Below are 14860 nucleotides of genomic sequence, written 5' to 3' on the forward strand. Positions count from 1 at the left end.
CACCAGCGCCACCGCGCCACTCAACCTGCCTCCAAAGTCCGTGGTCACCCCAGGGAGACATGATCATCCCGAGCCAGATTCCACGTAACTTTTAAAATGCTGAAACGGCAAATGTTCGGCAGAGCCAACTTCGACCTCCTACGTCGCCGTGTTCTCTTGGTCGAGTAGCACGCCGCCACCGAAAGTGCGCCAGAGCCACCTACAAGTGGCCATTGACTCCGACATCCGGTCAGTCTGCGAATTGCTCACGCAGAGCGGTTTTGCGAAACTTGCCAGTAGCCGTGCGGGGGATCTCGGAGAGGAACTCGAATCGATCCGGCACTTGCCATTTCGCGAACTGGGTCGAGAGGTGTTCTCTGAGTTCGTCGGATGCGACGGTGTGCCCGCTTCGGGGCACTACGACCGCGAGTGGACGCTCGCCCCATCGGGGGTCAGGGACCGCGATTACCGCCGCCTCCGCGACGGCTGGGTGATCCATCAGGTGATTTTCCAGGTCGACTGAGGAGATCCATTCGCCTCCGGATTTCACCAAGTCCTTCACGCGGTCGCAGATGCGGATAGACCCTCGTCTATCGATGCGTACGACATCGCCTGTGCGGAACCATCCATCAGCGGTGAAGCTGTCGGCGCCCCTGCCGTTGTGATAGGCCGCAGCAACCCATGGTCCGCGTACTTCGAGTTCACCGACCGCTGTGTCGTCCCAATCGATCGGAGAGCCAGTATCGTCGACCGCGCGTATCTCGATCAGCGGAAGCGCCGTGCCCTGCCTGGTTCGATGCGAGTACCCAGCGTCAGGATCGTCATCGGTCTCGAGTTCGCGCGGTAGCCGGGAGATCGCTCCCAGCGGCGCCAGCTCGGTCATTCCCCAAGCTTGAATCACTTCCAAGCCGTGCTTGTCGTAACCCTCGAGCATGGAGCGTGGAACAGCAGCTCCCCCCACGATCAGCCGGTTCAGTCGTGACAGATCCCACCGATGCGGATCCGCGTCGAGGGCGGCCAGCATGTCCATCCACACCGTGGGAACGCCAGCCGTCACGGTCACGTGCTCGCTCGCCAGCAAGTCAAGAATGTTCGCGGGATCAAGCAGAGGTCCGGGAAAGATGATCGACGCACCAACGAGTGCAGCTGCATACGGCAAGCCCCAGGCGTTTGCGTGGAACATCGGAACAACCGGAAGAACGGTGTCTTGCATCGAGATCCCCACGACGTCCGGCAGTGCTGCGGCCATCGAGTGAAGGACGAGGGCGCGGTGCGAGTAGACGACGCCTTTGGGGCGTCCTGTTGTGCCCGAGGTGTAGCACATCACCGCCGCGCTACGCTCGTCGAGCGCTGGCCAAACCATTGGTTCTGCTGTCGCGATGCAGGATTCGTAGGCAATCGTTCCGTCAGGAACCGGCTCGCCCGACGTGACAACGATGACATGGTTGAAGGAGTGGGTTTCGATGATGCTTGAAGCGACATCCCATAGCGATTCATCGACGACAAGTACCGAGTCGCCGGCGTCGTCAGCGATGAACGCTAGTTCGTCTGGGTGCAGTCGCGGATTGAGTGTATGCAGGATCGCGCCCATCGCTGGCACGGCGAAGTACAACTCGAGATGTTCGGTTTGATTCCATAGCAGCGTGGCCACCAGGTCCCCCGGGGCGACTCCGAGGTCGGCGAGAGAAGTCGCAAGACGTTTTGCGCGACGGGCACATTCGCCGAGATTGGACCTTACGATACGACCGTCTGGTCGGCGCATAGCCACGTCAGCGTCGGTAAACAACTGCGCCCGTTCGACCAAAGTGGTCAGCAATAAGGGGTGCTCGTCCATCGTGAGTGCGTTGATCATCGTCTTTTCTTCTCTCGTCAGCGGGTGACATCTGTGCATCGACGACTGTGTAGAGGGAACCGGTTGCGGCGGCTGTAGTACATCGCCACAACTACAGCGGCCGAAATCGTTTGCACTTCAGGGCTGCGTCAAGAAATCGCAGTCTCGCCGTAGTGTGTCTAGTCCAGGACGGCCGACTGGACGAGGTCGGCATAGCGCTGGTGCCGTTCAGAGCTGCGCGAGTCTTCCATCAGGCCTGCGGAGAGAAAGACGTAGGAGATGTCACGGGCCGGATCGACCCAAAAGCACGTGGAGCCCGAACCTACTCCACCGAACGTTCCTGGCGAAGAGAGAAGCCCGAACGCATGGACGAAGGCTGCGGATCCTCGAACGTAGAAGCCCAGTCCCAGGTTCGCCGGAAATTCGGGCCATCCGCGCTGTTGGCGGGTGTAATCCCACAGACTGTTCGGGAGATCACCTGTCGCCACGGTGGTGGCCAGCCGCAGGATTGCCGGACTCAGCACGCGGACACCGTCGAGTTCACCGCCGCGACGCAAGGCCTCGGCGAATCGGAGCCAGTCCGTCGCGGTGGTAAACGCGCCACCTGCCGGAATCTCGACCCCCTCGATCGCCGACGCGACAGCGACACCCTCCAGCATTGCTGGATCGAACAGGGCGGCCCCGCGGTCACGGACGATCACGGGAACCGCTCGATCGGCGAGGTCTGCCCGCAGCCCGGCACCGAGTGAGGTGTCGGTCATGCCGAGTGGTTCGAGCAAGTCGTCGTGCAAGATTCGACCGAACGTACGGCTGCCGCCGTCCAATCGGCGCACGATCTCAGCGAGGACACTGTGTCCGACCACCGCCGAATAGCTGATGGTCGTCCCGGGAACGGACTGTGGAACCATCTTGCACACAGCGGCAGTGGTCGCCTGGATGTCGCCCAATACTTCCGGCGGAAGAGGCGCGCCCAGGGGCAGCCCTGCCTTGTGCAACAGCAGATCGGCAATGGTGGTGTTGCCCTTGCCATTTGCCGCGTATTCGGGAATGACCTCGCGGACCTGCGTAGTGAAGGAAATCTGACCGCGATCGATGAATTGGAGCACAGCGGCGTTGGTCATCGTCTTGAACATCGACAGCGTGACGAAGACCGAGTCGAGTTGCATTGGGCGCCCGGCTGCCCGGTCGGCATATCCGATCGCCTCGTGGAGAATGACCTCACCACGCCGGGCGACCAGGACCACTGCCCCGTCGTATTTCTCGGCGTCGATGTCGGACTTGATGGCCGCCGGAAGAAGCGATAGACGTTCCGCGTCGATGCCGAGTGATTGTGTGGCAGTGGTCATGTTGGACTCCTCAGTTGTTGCAATCAGTGGCTCCGCTGTCCAACTCGCTTGTCCAGCTGTTGAACGTGGCCTCGATTCGTCGTCAGAATCAGGATGATGCGCATCATCCTGATTGTCAATCGCCAAATGGGCTGCGACACCGAACACTTCCGGCACGCATCGCCTGAGGAACGACCCCTCGGGCAACCGCGTCACAAGCCCTTGCGAAGGCAATGTGAATCCCGAAGGCTCGAACAGCCCAACGACGACGACGGCGGACCTCATGCCGCCCATGCCGGCGACGTGATCAGCCCGAGCCGATTCGACCGATTTCGCTACTGTGCGAACGGCAGCCCGAACGGGTGGACCGGACCTACGAACACAGAAGCCGATGCGCCGGAGTGGCGAGCCTTCCCACTATCCGCACTGATGAGCGATCCCGGATCCGCTACCCAACTCGCACGCCCGGCGGGCGAGCGGCGCCGCAGGGGCGTCCATTGACAATCAAGATGATGTGCATAATCCTGATTGCAGGTCGCCACATGCGCTGCACTCCGCTTGGGGTGCGCAGCGCCCGAGAATGAAGGAATCCTTCCGATGGCCGAATCATTGACCCAGTTCACGATCACCGAGGCAGCGCCGGGATATTGGAGGGTGACGTTCAGCAATCCGCCGATCAACTTGTCGGATACGGACACCCTCCTCGAGCTACAGCGTGTCGTCGGTCTCATCGAGTCCGACGACACGCTGCGGGTCGTTGTGTTCGACAGCGCTGACCCCGACTTCTTCATCAATCACTACGACGTCTCCCGGTTCGTCGAGTTCCCCTTGGCGCCCGGGCCGACTGGTCTGCCGACGTTCATCGACACCACGACACGGCTGGCCACCTCCCCGGTCGTAACCATCGCGTCCATCCGCGGTCGCACACGCGGCGGGGGGTCTGAGATCGCCCTGGCATGTGACATGCGTTTCGCCAGTCTGGAGCGAGCGATCTTCGCGCAGATCGAAGTCGGGGCGGGCGTCTTCCCGGGAGGTGGCGGCATCGAGCGCCTGCCTCTGCTCGTCGGACGGGCCAGGGCACTCGAAATCGTCCTCGGCAGTGACGACTTCGACGCAGCAACCGCGGAGAACTACGGCTGGGTGAACCGCGCGTTCCCCGACGACGAGCTCGACGCCTACGTCGACAACCTTGCCAGGCGCATCGCGTCGTTCGACAAGCCTGCGCTCGCTGAGGCCAAGCGGTTGATCAACCGCAACACACTGCCCTCCGCTGAGGATCTGGTGCAGACACAAGACGCATTCCTCGACGCATTCTCCTGGCCCACTGTGCAGCAGAGGGGGGCCCGAATCCGCCATCGAGCAGGCGAAGTGGGTCCCGACTTCGAAGCACGCTTCGGCCATCACCTCGGCGATCTTGGCGGTGACTCCAATTGACACCCAGAGCGGCTCACCTGAGTACGGCCACAGCCATGGCGTACGTTCGGCTGCACAGGGTAAAAGTTAAGTTCGCCGGTATCAGACTGATGTCGGATCAGGCTCGGAGGTCTATTCGTGGGTAGTTCGCAGGCCGACAAGGCGGCAAGCCACGACCGCATCGTCAACATCGCTGCGACCCGAATGCGCCGTAGTGGCATCAACGGCGTCGGGGTAGCAGAGGTGATGCAGGAAGCCGGCCTGACCCATGGTGGCTTCTACCGACATTTCAAGTCCCGAGAGGAATTGGTCGGTGCCGCGGTGGAGCGCGCCTTGGTCCAGGGAAGCGCACGGACTATGGGCACGGCCGAGGAAGGCGGCAGACAGGCTTTCGAGGCGATCGTCGACGACTACCTAAGTCATGCCCACCGCGCCCATCCCGAGGCCGGATGCGCGGTGGCCGGGTTGGCTCAAGATATTTCGCGCGCGGATGATCGAACCCGCCTGGCTTACGGTCAGCAAGTCGAGCAGTATCTCGAGCTTTTCGCCGGGTTGACGCCGAGTTCGGACGCCGCTGCCGATCGACGTCGCGCCTGCTTAGTACTCAGCGCGCTGGTCGGCGCCATAGCCATGGCGCGAGCTGTCAGCGACGTCGACTTCTCCGATGACATCCTCTCCGAGACTGCGGCGGCACTCAAGGAGCTCTAGACGGCCGCGGCGATTGCGGCTTGCCACCCCGTACGTGGAACATCTTCATGCCTTCATCAAAGAACACAGTGTGGATGACGTCGGGGCTCTCGGAGACGAAGCCGACTACGGTGGCACGCCAGCCATAGTCGCGGTATCCCAGCTTGCAGACAGGACGACGCCGCCGACTGTGCCGCGGCGGCAGTGGCGGTGGCGGCCGGGTTTGGCACCGCGCGCCTCCACCAAATGCTCAGCGAGGCAGTCGATCACGCCATGGCCGCCGGAGATCCTGGGCGCGCGGTCGAACTCGTCGAGAAGAACGCACGAGACCTGGTACGTGGTATTTGCCCAGGCGTTTCACCACCTACCGCCGGCCACCGCAGTGCGCGCCATCGCCGAAGCCACCCGGGTCGGCAACCGGTTCCTCGTCATCGACCTCGAACGCCAGCCTCCGATGCGTCTGCTCGTCATGTCATTGCTGATGGCGCCTGTGGCCGTGGCGATGCTGGCAGTACGGTCGTCGTTCAGACATATGGCCCACGATGGGTTCATCAGCGCGCTACGGTCCTATAGCCGATCGGCGTTCACAGCGCTCGGCAAGGCCGCCCACCCGGCAATGCGCATCGAATTCCTTTCGACGACAACGTCGTCCGGGTACGGCCCCAAATCGGTCGCCATCGTGTTCTCCCGACCCGCCGCTACCGCCGAACCGACCAACGCCACCGAGCACGAAACCCGTCAGAGCGGCGATCGAGGGCTCTTCGAAGTTGGGCGGGGTTGAGGCATCCGCGTCCTCGTCGAGTGGTCGCACAGCGAGTGCGGAGCCGTTGGTTGACCGGGTTGCGGAAGCCGTATGCGTGCAGGCGTCGAGCTTGACGACCCGGTTGATGCCCTCGCTGGCGGCGTTGGTGATCCCGGTATGGATGAACGCCTGGATCTGTGGCCACCAGGTCTGCACGGTGCCGGCCAGACGCTCGACTCGGCGACACCACCCTCAGCGCAGACGCTGTAGAACCGGTGCAGCCGATGGGAGATGCAGTGCCGGTCGGCTCCGGCGCCGGCCAGCGCGAGCAGATGACGAAGTTCCTCCTTGGCCAGCCACGCGGCCAGCACCACCGGCCCGATCTGGTCCAGGTCTGCCAACTCGGCGACCATCGCACGGCCCCTGTCCCCGTCACGGTTCTCCACATTGGCGTCGAGCTTGTTACGCAGTTCCCGTTCCCGTTCCCCAGCCCGACCGCGGCGGCATCGCACCTCGGCGGTGCGCCGATACCGCACCTCGTCGATGACGCCCTCGACCTGCCCCAGTAGGCGCGACGTACGCCCGATAGGACGGGCCGCCCGTGGGCCAGCGCACGACCGCGGTCTCGATCCAAGCGTAGAAGCGACACCCTCAGGGCCATCCGTCCTGCTGGCGGGCCCGGTCGAGCGCCATGTGCGACGAGTCCACCCTGAACTAGAAAGTTGCTCTAGAAAACATCTCCAATTAGGCTCTGCTGCATGCAAACGGCTGTGGTGACGGGCGGCAATCGGGGTATCGGCTACGCGGTCTGCGAAGCATTGGCGGCCAAGGATTATCGTGTCGTTGCGGTGTCCCGTGACCCGGCGGCGTCGGCGCCGCCGGATGTCGAGGTGGTCCAAGGCGATCTCGCCTCGCGGCGAACAGTGAACGCGCTGGCTGTGGCTCTGTCGGAGAGGTGCCCTACGATCGACGTGCTCGTGCACAACGCGGCCGTGTGGCCGACCCAATTGCGGCACAACGAAGACGGCATCGAGGAATCGTTCGCGGTCAATCACCTGGCGCCGTTCCAGCTGAACCTGGCGCTGGAACCGCGACTGCGGCGCGTGGTCCAGGTCAGTGCCGGCCTGTACGTGAGGGGCCGCATCGATCCGGAGCGGACGCCGTGGGGCAAGGACTTCGACCCGATGCGCACCTACTGCGACACGAAACGGGCGAACCTGCTGATGGTGCCAATGTTCGCGCGACGTTGGCAGGATGCCGGGACGACCATCGACGCGGTGCATCCCGGCGTGATCCGTACCAACCTGGGTGATCGGGGTGGCGTGCAGGGCACGCTGCTGCGCCTGTTCAAACGGCTGTGGCCTGCGGCGGCGACCGGCGCGGCACCCGTGGTGCGCCTGGCCGCGGAGATGCAGACGCAGACCGGCACGGGCCGGTACTTCAACATCGACAAGGAACAACCGCTTCCGCAGGAGCCTGAGCTGGTGCGCCGAGTGTGGGACCAGGCATGGGAACTGACCGGTGCCCGTTAGGCAACGCCGAGGCGAGCAGACCAGGCAGCGCCTGCTGGACGCCGCGCTGACCACCCATGAGGCGGGTCAGTTCACGGTGCAGGCGGTACTTGCCGAAAGCGGGGTGAGCCTGGGCAGCCTGTACCACCACTTCGGCAGCTTCGACGGCCTGGCCGCGGCCCTGCACGCCCAATGCTTGACCGAACTGCTCGACGGTGTCGTGGCCACGCTGGAGCGCGCGAGAACTGCCCGCATCGGAGTGACCGCGATCGTGACGGCCTACCTGTCGTTCGTCATGCACCAGCCGGCCAAGGCCCGGTTTCTCTACTCGTCGGCGCCCATCGCCTACCTGCCTGCCTACGCTGACGTGATCGCGGAGGCGAAACTTCCGCGCATGGCCCGCATCGAGGAATGGCTGGCACCCCACATCGCGGCCGGGGCGATCATGGACCTGACGGACTCGCTGACCGAGATGCTGCTGATCGGCCCGGTGTCGGAACTGTCCCGGAGATGGCTCAGCGGCGCGGACATCGACCTCGCAAGGGCAGCCAAGGTCCTTCCGCCGCGGATCTGGGCCGCCCTTCGTGGCAGTGACTAGATTGAGAGTTTCAGGTTGTTTCGAGCTTGATCGGGGTCGACGGACCGCCAGACACACCTGATAGGGCGCGGAGGAGGAGCCCGTGGCCCTTGGTGATCATTCCTGTTGTCTACGCAGGATGATCGCAACAGAAGAGCCACGAGCACGCTCAACGATGCGACTGGGCTGCTGGGCCTGGTCGTCACCGCGGTCGACAACGACAACGACAACCGACCGGTCGTGCACCTGGCCCGGGTCACCCTCCGGCTGCGCCGTGCGGCCGGGGCCGCGGTGCGCGGTCGGGACCCTGCTGACCGAAATCATCGGGACGGGTGTGCGCGAGGGGACCTTCACCGCCGCCGATCCAACGGAGAGAGACGGCACTGCACTGCTGGGCATGTGCCAGTCCATCGCACGCTGGTACCAGCCCGCTGGACCGCTCGCACAGCTGGCAGCACGCTATATCGATATTGCGCTCGCCATCGTGTGTGCCCAGCGCCCAGCTCGCGGCCGTACCACACGAAAGCCGGTGAAGGCCGCCGCCATATGAACGACGACATTTGTTCCACGATTTCGGCCGCGCCGATATGTCCGAGAAATCCGACTCGCTGGCTGATTGCGGCTGCCGAAAACTCACTGGCGCGTCACCGTGCGACATGGCTAAAGCCATCAATCGATGCACCGAGTTGCGGTCTTCATACGGGAAGACGGCGACCGTGCCGATGCCGAATTCGTACGCGGCGCGAATGGCGATCGTGCCGCGGTTGGCGACCATACTTTGGAGAACAAGTAAGTGCTGTGATTCCTCGCGAAGTGGATGGCGAAATACCTTCCGGGTGCTACCGCGCGGTGGGTGCGTCGACCCGCAGTAGTCGTGTCCGGAGAATCTCCGCGATCCGCGCCGGCTCTTCGACAGCCGAGAAATGTCCGCAGCCTTCGATGGTGATCAACTCCGCGTCAGGAATCGCCTCCGCGAGTTCGACACTGTGCTCGAGCGGCGTCACGCCATCGGCCGTACCGCAGACCACCACCGTCGGAGTATCGATCCACGACAGCTCTGGCCGACGGTCGTGCCGGTCCAGAGCAGCGCGCTGTTGGTCGCGGAACGCAGCGGCCCCGAGATCACCAGCCATGGCGGCGGCGAGCGCGACCACATCGTCTCGCCCCGGCGGCGCCACAGCGCCCGCCAATCGTTCGATCGCGATGTCGTAACGACCGGCCTCCGCCAACTCGATCATGTCCTCCCCGCTGGCCCGCCGTTCGGGCGAGGCCGCGCGTGCCGAGGTGTTGACCAGCGCCAGCCCCGCGAGCCGACCGGTCCGCCGCAGCGCGATGTCGACGGCGACATAGCCGCCCATGGACAGTCCCGCCAGATAGAACCGATCCGGTGCCTGCGCGAGCACATTGTCGGCGATCGACTCGACGGAGTCTCCGGCATGCGCCACCACGGTCGACTCGACAATATCCCCGAGCCGCTCGACGACCGGTTCCCACAACCGGGAATCCGCGCCGAGCGCGGGCAGCAGGACCAACGGGTACGGGAGCATTCTTAAATCCCTTCTCGCGACGTCGCTCGCCTCGCGGCGGCAACTGGTGAAATCAGGACGCGGCGCCGTCGACGCTCAGCACGGAACCCGAAGTGAACCCGGCATCCTCGGAAACCAAATACCCGACAGCTGCGGCGATTTCGTCCGTCGTGCCGGTGCGCCCGACCGGAATCGCCGCCTCGGTAGCGGCTCGGGCCTCGGCGGGCAACGCGTCGAACGTCGCCCGGACCCGGCCCTCCTCCGGCAGGATCAGCCCCGGGGAAATCGCGTTCACGGTGATGCCGCTACCGCCGAGGTCTTTGGCGAGCTGCTTGGTGAAGCCATTGACGGCGGCCTTCGAGGCGGCGTACGGCAGGAGCGCACCCACCGTCCCCGATGGACCCGCGAGGCCATTCGCCACGGCCGAGGAGAAGTTGACGATGCGGCCGAAGCCCTTGCGCCGCATGATTGGAACGGCGTACTTAGCGCACAGGAACGCGCTCGTCAGATTATTGCCGATGACGGTGTTCCAGACATCCGGCGGCAAGTCCTCGATCTCGCGCACCGCGACGGTTCCGCTGCCTCCCGCAGTATTCACCAGCACATCGATCCTGCCGAACTCGGAGTCGATCTCCTGGAACACTCGCTCGACGTCCTCCGGCCGGGACAGATCGGCGGCGGCGGCGAAAACGTGGGCGTCACGGAACCGGGTCTCGATACTCTTCTTCGCGCGCTGTAGGGCATCCTCCTGCATGTCCAGAAGCGCGACCGCGAACCGGTCCCGGGCGAGGTGCGATGCGATGGCTGCGCCCAAACCCTGGGCTCCCCCGGTGACGACCGCGGTTCTTTCGTTCACAATACTGTCCGTCATCCCAGTGGCCCCCAGAAGGTTTCGCCCGAATAGGTATCGGGCAACGCGGGCAGGGTCTCGGGCCAGACACCGGGCTCAACCCGGCGGCGCTGGTCCGCCGGCCGGGGCTTGCCGTCCCAGCCGATCTGCTCCATGTAGTAGTACAGCTGCATCACATGTCCCTCGGGGTCGACGGCGTGAATGACGTAATCGATACCGGGGTGGATCTCGGGCGGCAGGTCCAGCAGCGTGACGCCGCGCTCGAGCAGGTGGGTCCGAGCCGCGCGCAACTGCTCGTAGGAGCCGACCTGCACACCGAAGGAGAGCAGCGTGGTGTTTTCGCTGAGCCCAAGGGCCGCACGAAGTTCCAGCGGGAACAGGCCGATGCTGTGATGTTCGGTGTTCGCCCGCAAGAAGACGACGCGATGTCCGAGGACGGTGACCTCCTCGCTCGGCGCGAGGCCGAGTGTTTCGATGTAGTAGCGCTCGCTCGAAGCGACGTCCTCGACGAAGATGCTGACAGGTCCGATCCGAACGGCCTTGAACGGCCGCGACAGCAGCACCCCTCCCACATCATGAGTTTTCGGCAATTCGTCGACCCACCGGTGACCGGAGTTCAAGTCGATGCCCTTGACCGCGGCCACCGCCATCTCGGTGCTCTCGGAACTGGTCGGCAGCGGCGGGTGCCCAATCCCCCAGGGCCACATCGCTTCCGGTTTGCTCAACCCGTCCCAGCCCACCTGCTCGATGCCGTACTCGAGTTCGTTGATGTGCCCGGTGGGCTCGGGAAAGTAGGTGTGCCAATTGGATCCGGGATCGCGGCCGTACCGGCTGATCTTGGTTCCGGTCGACTCGAGCCACACCCGGGCTTCGACCACCTCCCGCAGACTGCCGACCTGCCAGGTGATCTGGTTGATGGTGAGATCGGAACGCGGCGCGGAGGCGGTCTGGTCGATCCACGGACGCGGCATCAACACGAACGTGTGATGGTCGCTGTTGTGGCGCAGGAAATAGATGTGTGTGTCCGGAACACCGTCCATCCACTCCCCTGGCTCGACGATCTTCAGATCGATCTTGTCGGAGACGGAGAATCCGAGCACATCTCGATAGAAGGCGAGCGCGCGGCCGGTGTCATCCACGCTGATGCCGAAATGATTGAGTCGGCGGATCTTGAACGGGCGATCGTAGAGAACCCCGCCGACCGGGAATTGCCCTGTTGCCATGACTTCCTTCATTCGGTGGGCGCGACGATCTTGTTGCGGATGGATCCGATGAGGCTGGAGGAGATCTCCACGACGTCACCCGGCTTCACGAAGAGCGTGTCCGGGAGCGTTCCATCGGGCAGTTGCTTGCTGGAATCGACGGCCGTGCCCTTCGGAGTACCGCTACTGATCAGATCGCCGGGCCACAAAGTCGTGTCGGCGGACAGGTATTCGCCCAATGCGGCGAAGCTGTGCACCATGGAGCTGGTGTTGCCGTACTGTCTGACCTCGCCGTTGACACGGCATTCGAGCGGGATGTGCTGCGGGTCGATGTCCTCGTCCACGACGATCCAGGGCCCGACGGTCGCCGAGGTGTCGAAGTTCTTCGAATACAGGAAGTCCGGGCCGAAGGAGACGTTGTCGCGCACGGACCAGTCGTTGTGCAAGGTGTAACCCCAGATGTATGAACGGAATTCACCGCCGGGGATGTCACGGCCACGTTTGCCGATCACGGCCGCTACTTCGGCCTCGTAGTCCAGCCGCTGGGTTCGCCTCGGATAGCGTAGGGGCTGCCCGTCGGCGGACACCGCCCGCGAGTCCTTCAGGAAGAACTTCGGACCGCCCGACGTGAGCCGCTGGAGCGTCTCAGCCTGATCCTCGGAGCTGGAATTCTGTGCGGCGCTGTCCATGTGGTCGGCGAAGTTGGCCAGCGCGGCGAAGATCCGCGACCTGCCCTCCACTGGTGCGTGCAGGATGACTTCATCCGTCTCGTAGCGAAGTCGCTCTCCCGCCACCCCGCGATCGTCGTACGCCTTGGAGAACAGATGCTCCAGAGCGTTTCTCGCGCCGTCGAGAGCCCGGTCGCCTTCCTCGATGAAGTCGTTCAGCGAAGCCGGGACCTCCGCCGCGGCACGGGCATGTGGCCGCGCGGTATCGGACGACTCGGCCAAATACTTTGCGTACGCACCGTTGATATCGACGATGGATCCTTCATGGACGACACCGATCCTGCGAGCAGGTCCAAAGACTGCAATCTTCATTATTCTCCTCACGAATTCTCTTCAGCAGCGTCGAAGAACTTCGGGTTTACCGGATTGAGGCTGTAGATCGCGAGGCGATGAATTTTTCCCTCGCGAACCGTGAAGAAGTCGCCGAGCTTCATAGACTTCCCGTCGGCGTTCAGATCGATCTCGACGGCGACCCGTTCGCCGTCGACCACCAGGGGTCCGGGGCTGGGCTTCATGGCGCCGGGCCGGAGACCGCCCTCGTACATCCTCGTAATCGCTTCCGCGCCCCGAAGCGTGCCCGCCGCATTGTGCAATTCCGCGTCCGGCGCGAAAAGCGCTCCGACGGCACTCGGGTCACCGGCCGCGACGGCGTCGAAATAGGCACGCACCACGGCAACGGGATCACTCATATTCATATCCTTTCCGGCATTCACACTGATCAGGCCGACAGGTATTTCTTCGATGCGTATACAGCCTTGTATTCGAGGTACGCGTCGATTCCCTCCGGCCCGAGCTCACGGCCGACGCCCGAGGACTTCATGCCGCCGAACGGCGCGCCCAGGTCGAGCTCGTAATAGTTGAGGCCGATCGTGCCGGTGCGCACCCGCCCGGCGATTTCGAGCGCGCGATCCTCGTCCGCGCTCCACACCGAACCCGCGAGCCCATAGTCGCTGTCGTTGGCGACCCGCACCGCCTCCTCATCGGTGTCGAACGGCAGCAGTGCGATCACAGGACCGAAAACCTCTTCACGAGCGAGTAAATCGTTGTTGTCCACATCGGCGAATACGGTCGGCTCGACGAACCAGCCCCGATCGAGACCGGTCGGACGGCCACCGCCTGTGACCAGCCGGGCATCCGATTTCTTCGCGATGTCGATGTAGCCCAGAACCCGGTCCAACTGTGCGCTGGTCGCCATCGGCCCCAAGGTCACAGCCGGATCGAGCGGATTTCCGATATTCATGGCGGACACATAACCGGCCACCGCGTCGATGACCTCGTCGTACCTCGAACGGGCCACGAGAATCCGCGACTGCGACGTGCACGTCTGGCTGTTGTTGAGGAACGAAGCGCCACCAAGACCCGCGAGCAAGGTGTCGATGTCCCCATCGTCGAGGAAGATCGCCGCGGACTTCCCGCCCAGTTCCAGAGTGTGGCGCCGGAGCAACCGCCCGCACTCGGCACCGATGATCCTTCCGGCCGCGGTGGAGCCCGTGAACGCGATCTTGTCGACCAGAGGATGGGAGACGAGCGCCGCTCCCGAATCACGGTCACCGGCAACGATATTCAGCACCCCCGCGGGCAGCCCGGCCTCGAGCCCCGCTTCCGCCAGTACATACGCATCCAGCGCCGTCTCCGGCGACGGCTTCAACACCACCGTGCACCCCGCGGCAAGCGCGGGCGCCACCTTGAACATCGCCAACGCCTGCGGAAAGTTCCACGGCGTAATCGCCCCCACCACACCAACCGGCTCCCGCCGCAGGATCGTCGACCCCTTCGGACTCGGCCGCACCTCCTCCAGTGGAAGCTTCTCGACCACCTCCGCATAGATCCGCAGCAGCACGGCCGGCAGGCCACCGTTCACCTGCTGCGAGAACTGAATGGGCATACCGTTCTCACGCGTCACCAAGGTGGAGGTGTGATCGGCGCGTCGCTCCAGCGCAGCGGCGAACCGCCGCATCGCCGTCGCACGCTCGGCCGCCGACGTGCGGCCCCAGGGCCCGTGATCGAGAGCGGTGCGAGCAGCCCGGACCGCGGCGTCGATATCGTCCTCGCCACCCAGCGCGGCGATACCGAGCCCCTCCCCGGTCGCCGCCTCGACCACGCGGTAGGTGCGGCTGCTCCGAGGCTCGGCCCACTCCCCGTCGATGAAGAACCGCGTGCGGTCGAGGTCGGTGTGTCGCTCGGCAATGAGGGACATGTGGTCCTCCTGGATTTGTCATCAGAGGCGATGTGGTGAATTTGCGTGGCGCGGCGAATTCCGTCGTAGCAAGCATGCGTATCGCATCAATGACACGTAAAGGCCAGGAATTTCAGTCAGACCATGCATCGCATGCATGATCTGCCATTTCATGACGACAGCCGAGGCCGAGTGCGCAAGCGCGGCGGGATAAAGGAATTCACGCACCGAGCACGCTTCTTATGCGGTCAGCGCATCGTCGACCTGAACTTCTTGACCTTTACACGCCCCATGGCGAATCCGCATTCTGACT

Annotated in this window: 16 protein-coding genes and 1 pseudogene; 7 read left to right on the forward strand and 10 right to left on the reverse strand. The window is 64.0% G+C overall.

Features of this window, described 5'->3' with window-relative positions:
- Positions 1 to 229 precede the first annotated feature (229 nt).
- Complete coding sequence (locus AB0J47_RS37290) at positions 230 to 1831, reverse strand: long-chain-fatty-acid--CoA ligase (protein WP_364357625.1); 1602 nt, start codon at positions 1829 to 1831, stop codon at positions 230 to 232.
- A gap of 158 nt (positions 1832 to 1989) precedes the next feature.
- Positions 1990 to 3156, reverse strand: coding sequence for a serine hydrolase domain-containing protein (locus AB0J47_RS37295; protein WP_364357628.1), 1167 nt, complete (start codon positions 3154 to 3156; stop codon positions 1990 to 1992).
- A gap of 576 nt (positions 3157 to 3732) precedes the next feature.
- Here AB0J47_RS37295 and AB0J47_RS37300 point away from each other — a divergent pair.
- The 3 genes from AB0J47_RS37300 (at position 3733) to AB0J47_RS37310 (ending at position 6016) form a co-directional block, all read left to right on the forward strand.
- On the forward strand, positions 3733 to 4569 hold the full coding sequence (locus AB0J47_RS37300; RefSeq protein WP_364357631.1) for an enoyl-CoA hydratase/isomerase family protein: 837 nt from the start codon (positions 3733 to 3735) through the stop codon (positions 4567 to 4569).
- Positions 4570 to 4686: 117 nt separating this feature from the next.
- Entirely contained in the window at positions 4687 to 5256 is a 570-nt protein-coding gene (locus AB0J47_RS37305; protein WP_364357634.1) for a TetR/AcrR family transcriptional regulator, read from the forward strand.
- Positions 5257 to 5572: 316 nt separating this feature from the next.
- On the forward strand, positions 5573 to 6016 hold the full coding sequence (locus AB0J47_RS37310) for a hypothetical protein (RefSeq protein WP_364357637.1): 444 nt from the start codon (positions 5573 to 5575) through the stop codon (positions 6014 to 6016).
- A gap of 99 nt (positions 6017 to 6115) precedes the next feature.
- Here AB0J47_RS37310 and AB0J47_RS37315 read toward each other — a convergent pair.
- Positions 6116 to 6205: pseudogene (locus AB0J47_RS37315) on the reverse strand (hypothetical protein); the annotation flags it as partial.
- Between the two features lie 56 nt (positions 6206 to 6261).
- Here AB0J47_RS37315 and AB0J47_RS37320 point away from each other — a divergent pair.
- From AB0J47_RS37320 to AB0J47_RS37330, 3 genes are all read left to right on the forward strand, one after another.
- Positions 6262 to 6546 carry a hypothetical protein gene (locus AB0J47_RS37320; protein ID WP_364357640.1) on the forward strand — a complete coding sequence of 95 codons (285 nt, stop codon included), beginning with the start codon at positions 6262 to 6264 and terminating at the stop codon, positions 6544 to 6546.
- A 189-nt stretch (positions 6547 to 6735) separates the two neighbouring features.
- Positions 6736 to 7509, forward strand: coding sequence for an SDR family NAD(P)-dependent oxidoreductase (locus AB0J47_RS37325; protein WP_364357643.1), 774 nt, complete (start codon positions 6736 to 6738; stop codon positions 7507 to 7509).
- Positions 7499 to 8086: a TetR/AcrR family transcriptional regulator gene (locus tag AB0J47_RS37330; RefSeq protein WP_364357646.1), complete on the forward strand. Its 588-nt coding sequence runs from the start codon at positions 7499 to 7501 to the stop codon at positions 8084 to 8086. Before AB0J47_RS37325 ends, AB0J47_RS37330 begins: the two co-directional genes overlap by 11 nt.
- Before the next feature lie 96 nt (positions 8087 to 8182).
- Here AB0J47_RS37330 and AB0J47_RS37335 read toward each other — a convergent pair whose 3' ends face one another.
- Entirely contained in the window at positions 8183 to 8464 is a 282-nt protein-coding gene (locus tag AB0J47_RS37335; RefSeq protein WP_364357791.1) for a hypothetical protein, read from the reverse strand.
- On the opposite strand from AB0J47_RS37335, the gene AB0J47_RS37340 reads away from it, so the two are divergent.
- Positions 8400 to 8615 carry a hypothetical protein gene (locus AB0J47_RS37340; protein WP_364357785.1) on the forward strand — a complete coding sequence of 72 codons (216 nt, stop codon included), beginning with the start codon at positions 8400 to 8402 and terminating at the stop codon, positions 8613 to 8615. The genes AB0J47_RS37335 and AB0J47_RS37340 overlap by 65 nt on opposite strands.
- A gap of 289 nt (positions 8616 to 8904) precedes the next feature.
- Here AB0J47_RS37340 and AB0J47_RS37345 read toward each other — a convergent pair whose 3' ends face one another.
- From AB0J47_RS37345 to AB0J47_RS37370, 6 genes are read right to left on the reverse strand one after another with little or no spacing between them, the layout of a single operon-like run.
- Entirely contained in the window at positions 8905 to 9612 is a 708-nt protein-coding gene (locus AB0J47_RS37345) for an alpha/beta hydrolase (protein WP_364357649.1), read from the reverse strand.
- A 52-nt stretch (positions 9613 to 9664) separates the two neighbouring features.
- On the reverse strand, positions 9665 to 10447 hold the full coding sequence (locus tag AB0J47_RS37350) for an SDR family NAD(P)-dependent oxidoreductase (protein WP_364357652.1): 783 nt from the start codon (positions 10445 to 10447) through the stop codon (positions 9665 to 9667).
- A gap of 11 nt (positions 10448 to 10458) precedes the next feature.
- Positions 10459 to 11664: a VOC family protein gene (locus AB0J47_RS37355; protein WP_364357655.1), complete on the reverse strand. Its 1206-nt coding sequence runs from the start codon at positions 11662 to 11664 to the stop codon at positions 10459 to 10461.
- A gap of 8 nt (positions 11665 to 11672) precedes the next feature.
- Positions 11673 to 12683: a fumarylacetoacetate hydrolase family protein gene (locus tag AB0J47_RS37360; protein WP_364357658.1), complete on the reverse strand. Its 1011-nt coding sequence runs from the start codon at positions 12681 to 12683 to the stop codon at positions 11673 to 11675.
- Positions 12684 to 12691: 8 nt separating this feature from the next.
- Positions 12692 to 13060, reverse strand: a complete 369-nt coding sequence (locus AB0J47_RS37365) for a nuclear transport factor 2 family protein (RefSeq protein WP_364357661.1) — start codon at positions 13058 to 13060, stop codon at positions 12692 to 12694.
- A gap of 29 nt (positions 13061 to 13089) precedes the next feature.
- Positions 13090 to 14568 (reverse strand): aldehyde dehydrogenase, encoded by a 1479-nt coding sequence (locus tag AB0J47_RS37370; protein ID WP_364357664.1) that lies wholly within the window; start codon positions 14566 to 14568, stop codon positions 13090 to 13092.
- Between the last annotated feature and the right edge of the window lie 292 nt (positions 14569 to 14860).

Source organism: Nocardia sp. NPDC049737 (genome assembly GCF_040674755.1).
In the GTDB taxonomy this organism is placed as follows: domain Bacteria; phylum Actinomycetota; class Actinomycetes; order Mycobacteriales; family Mycobacteriaceae; genus Nocardia.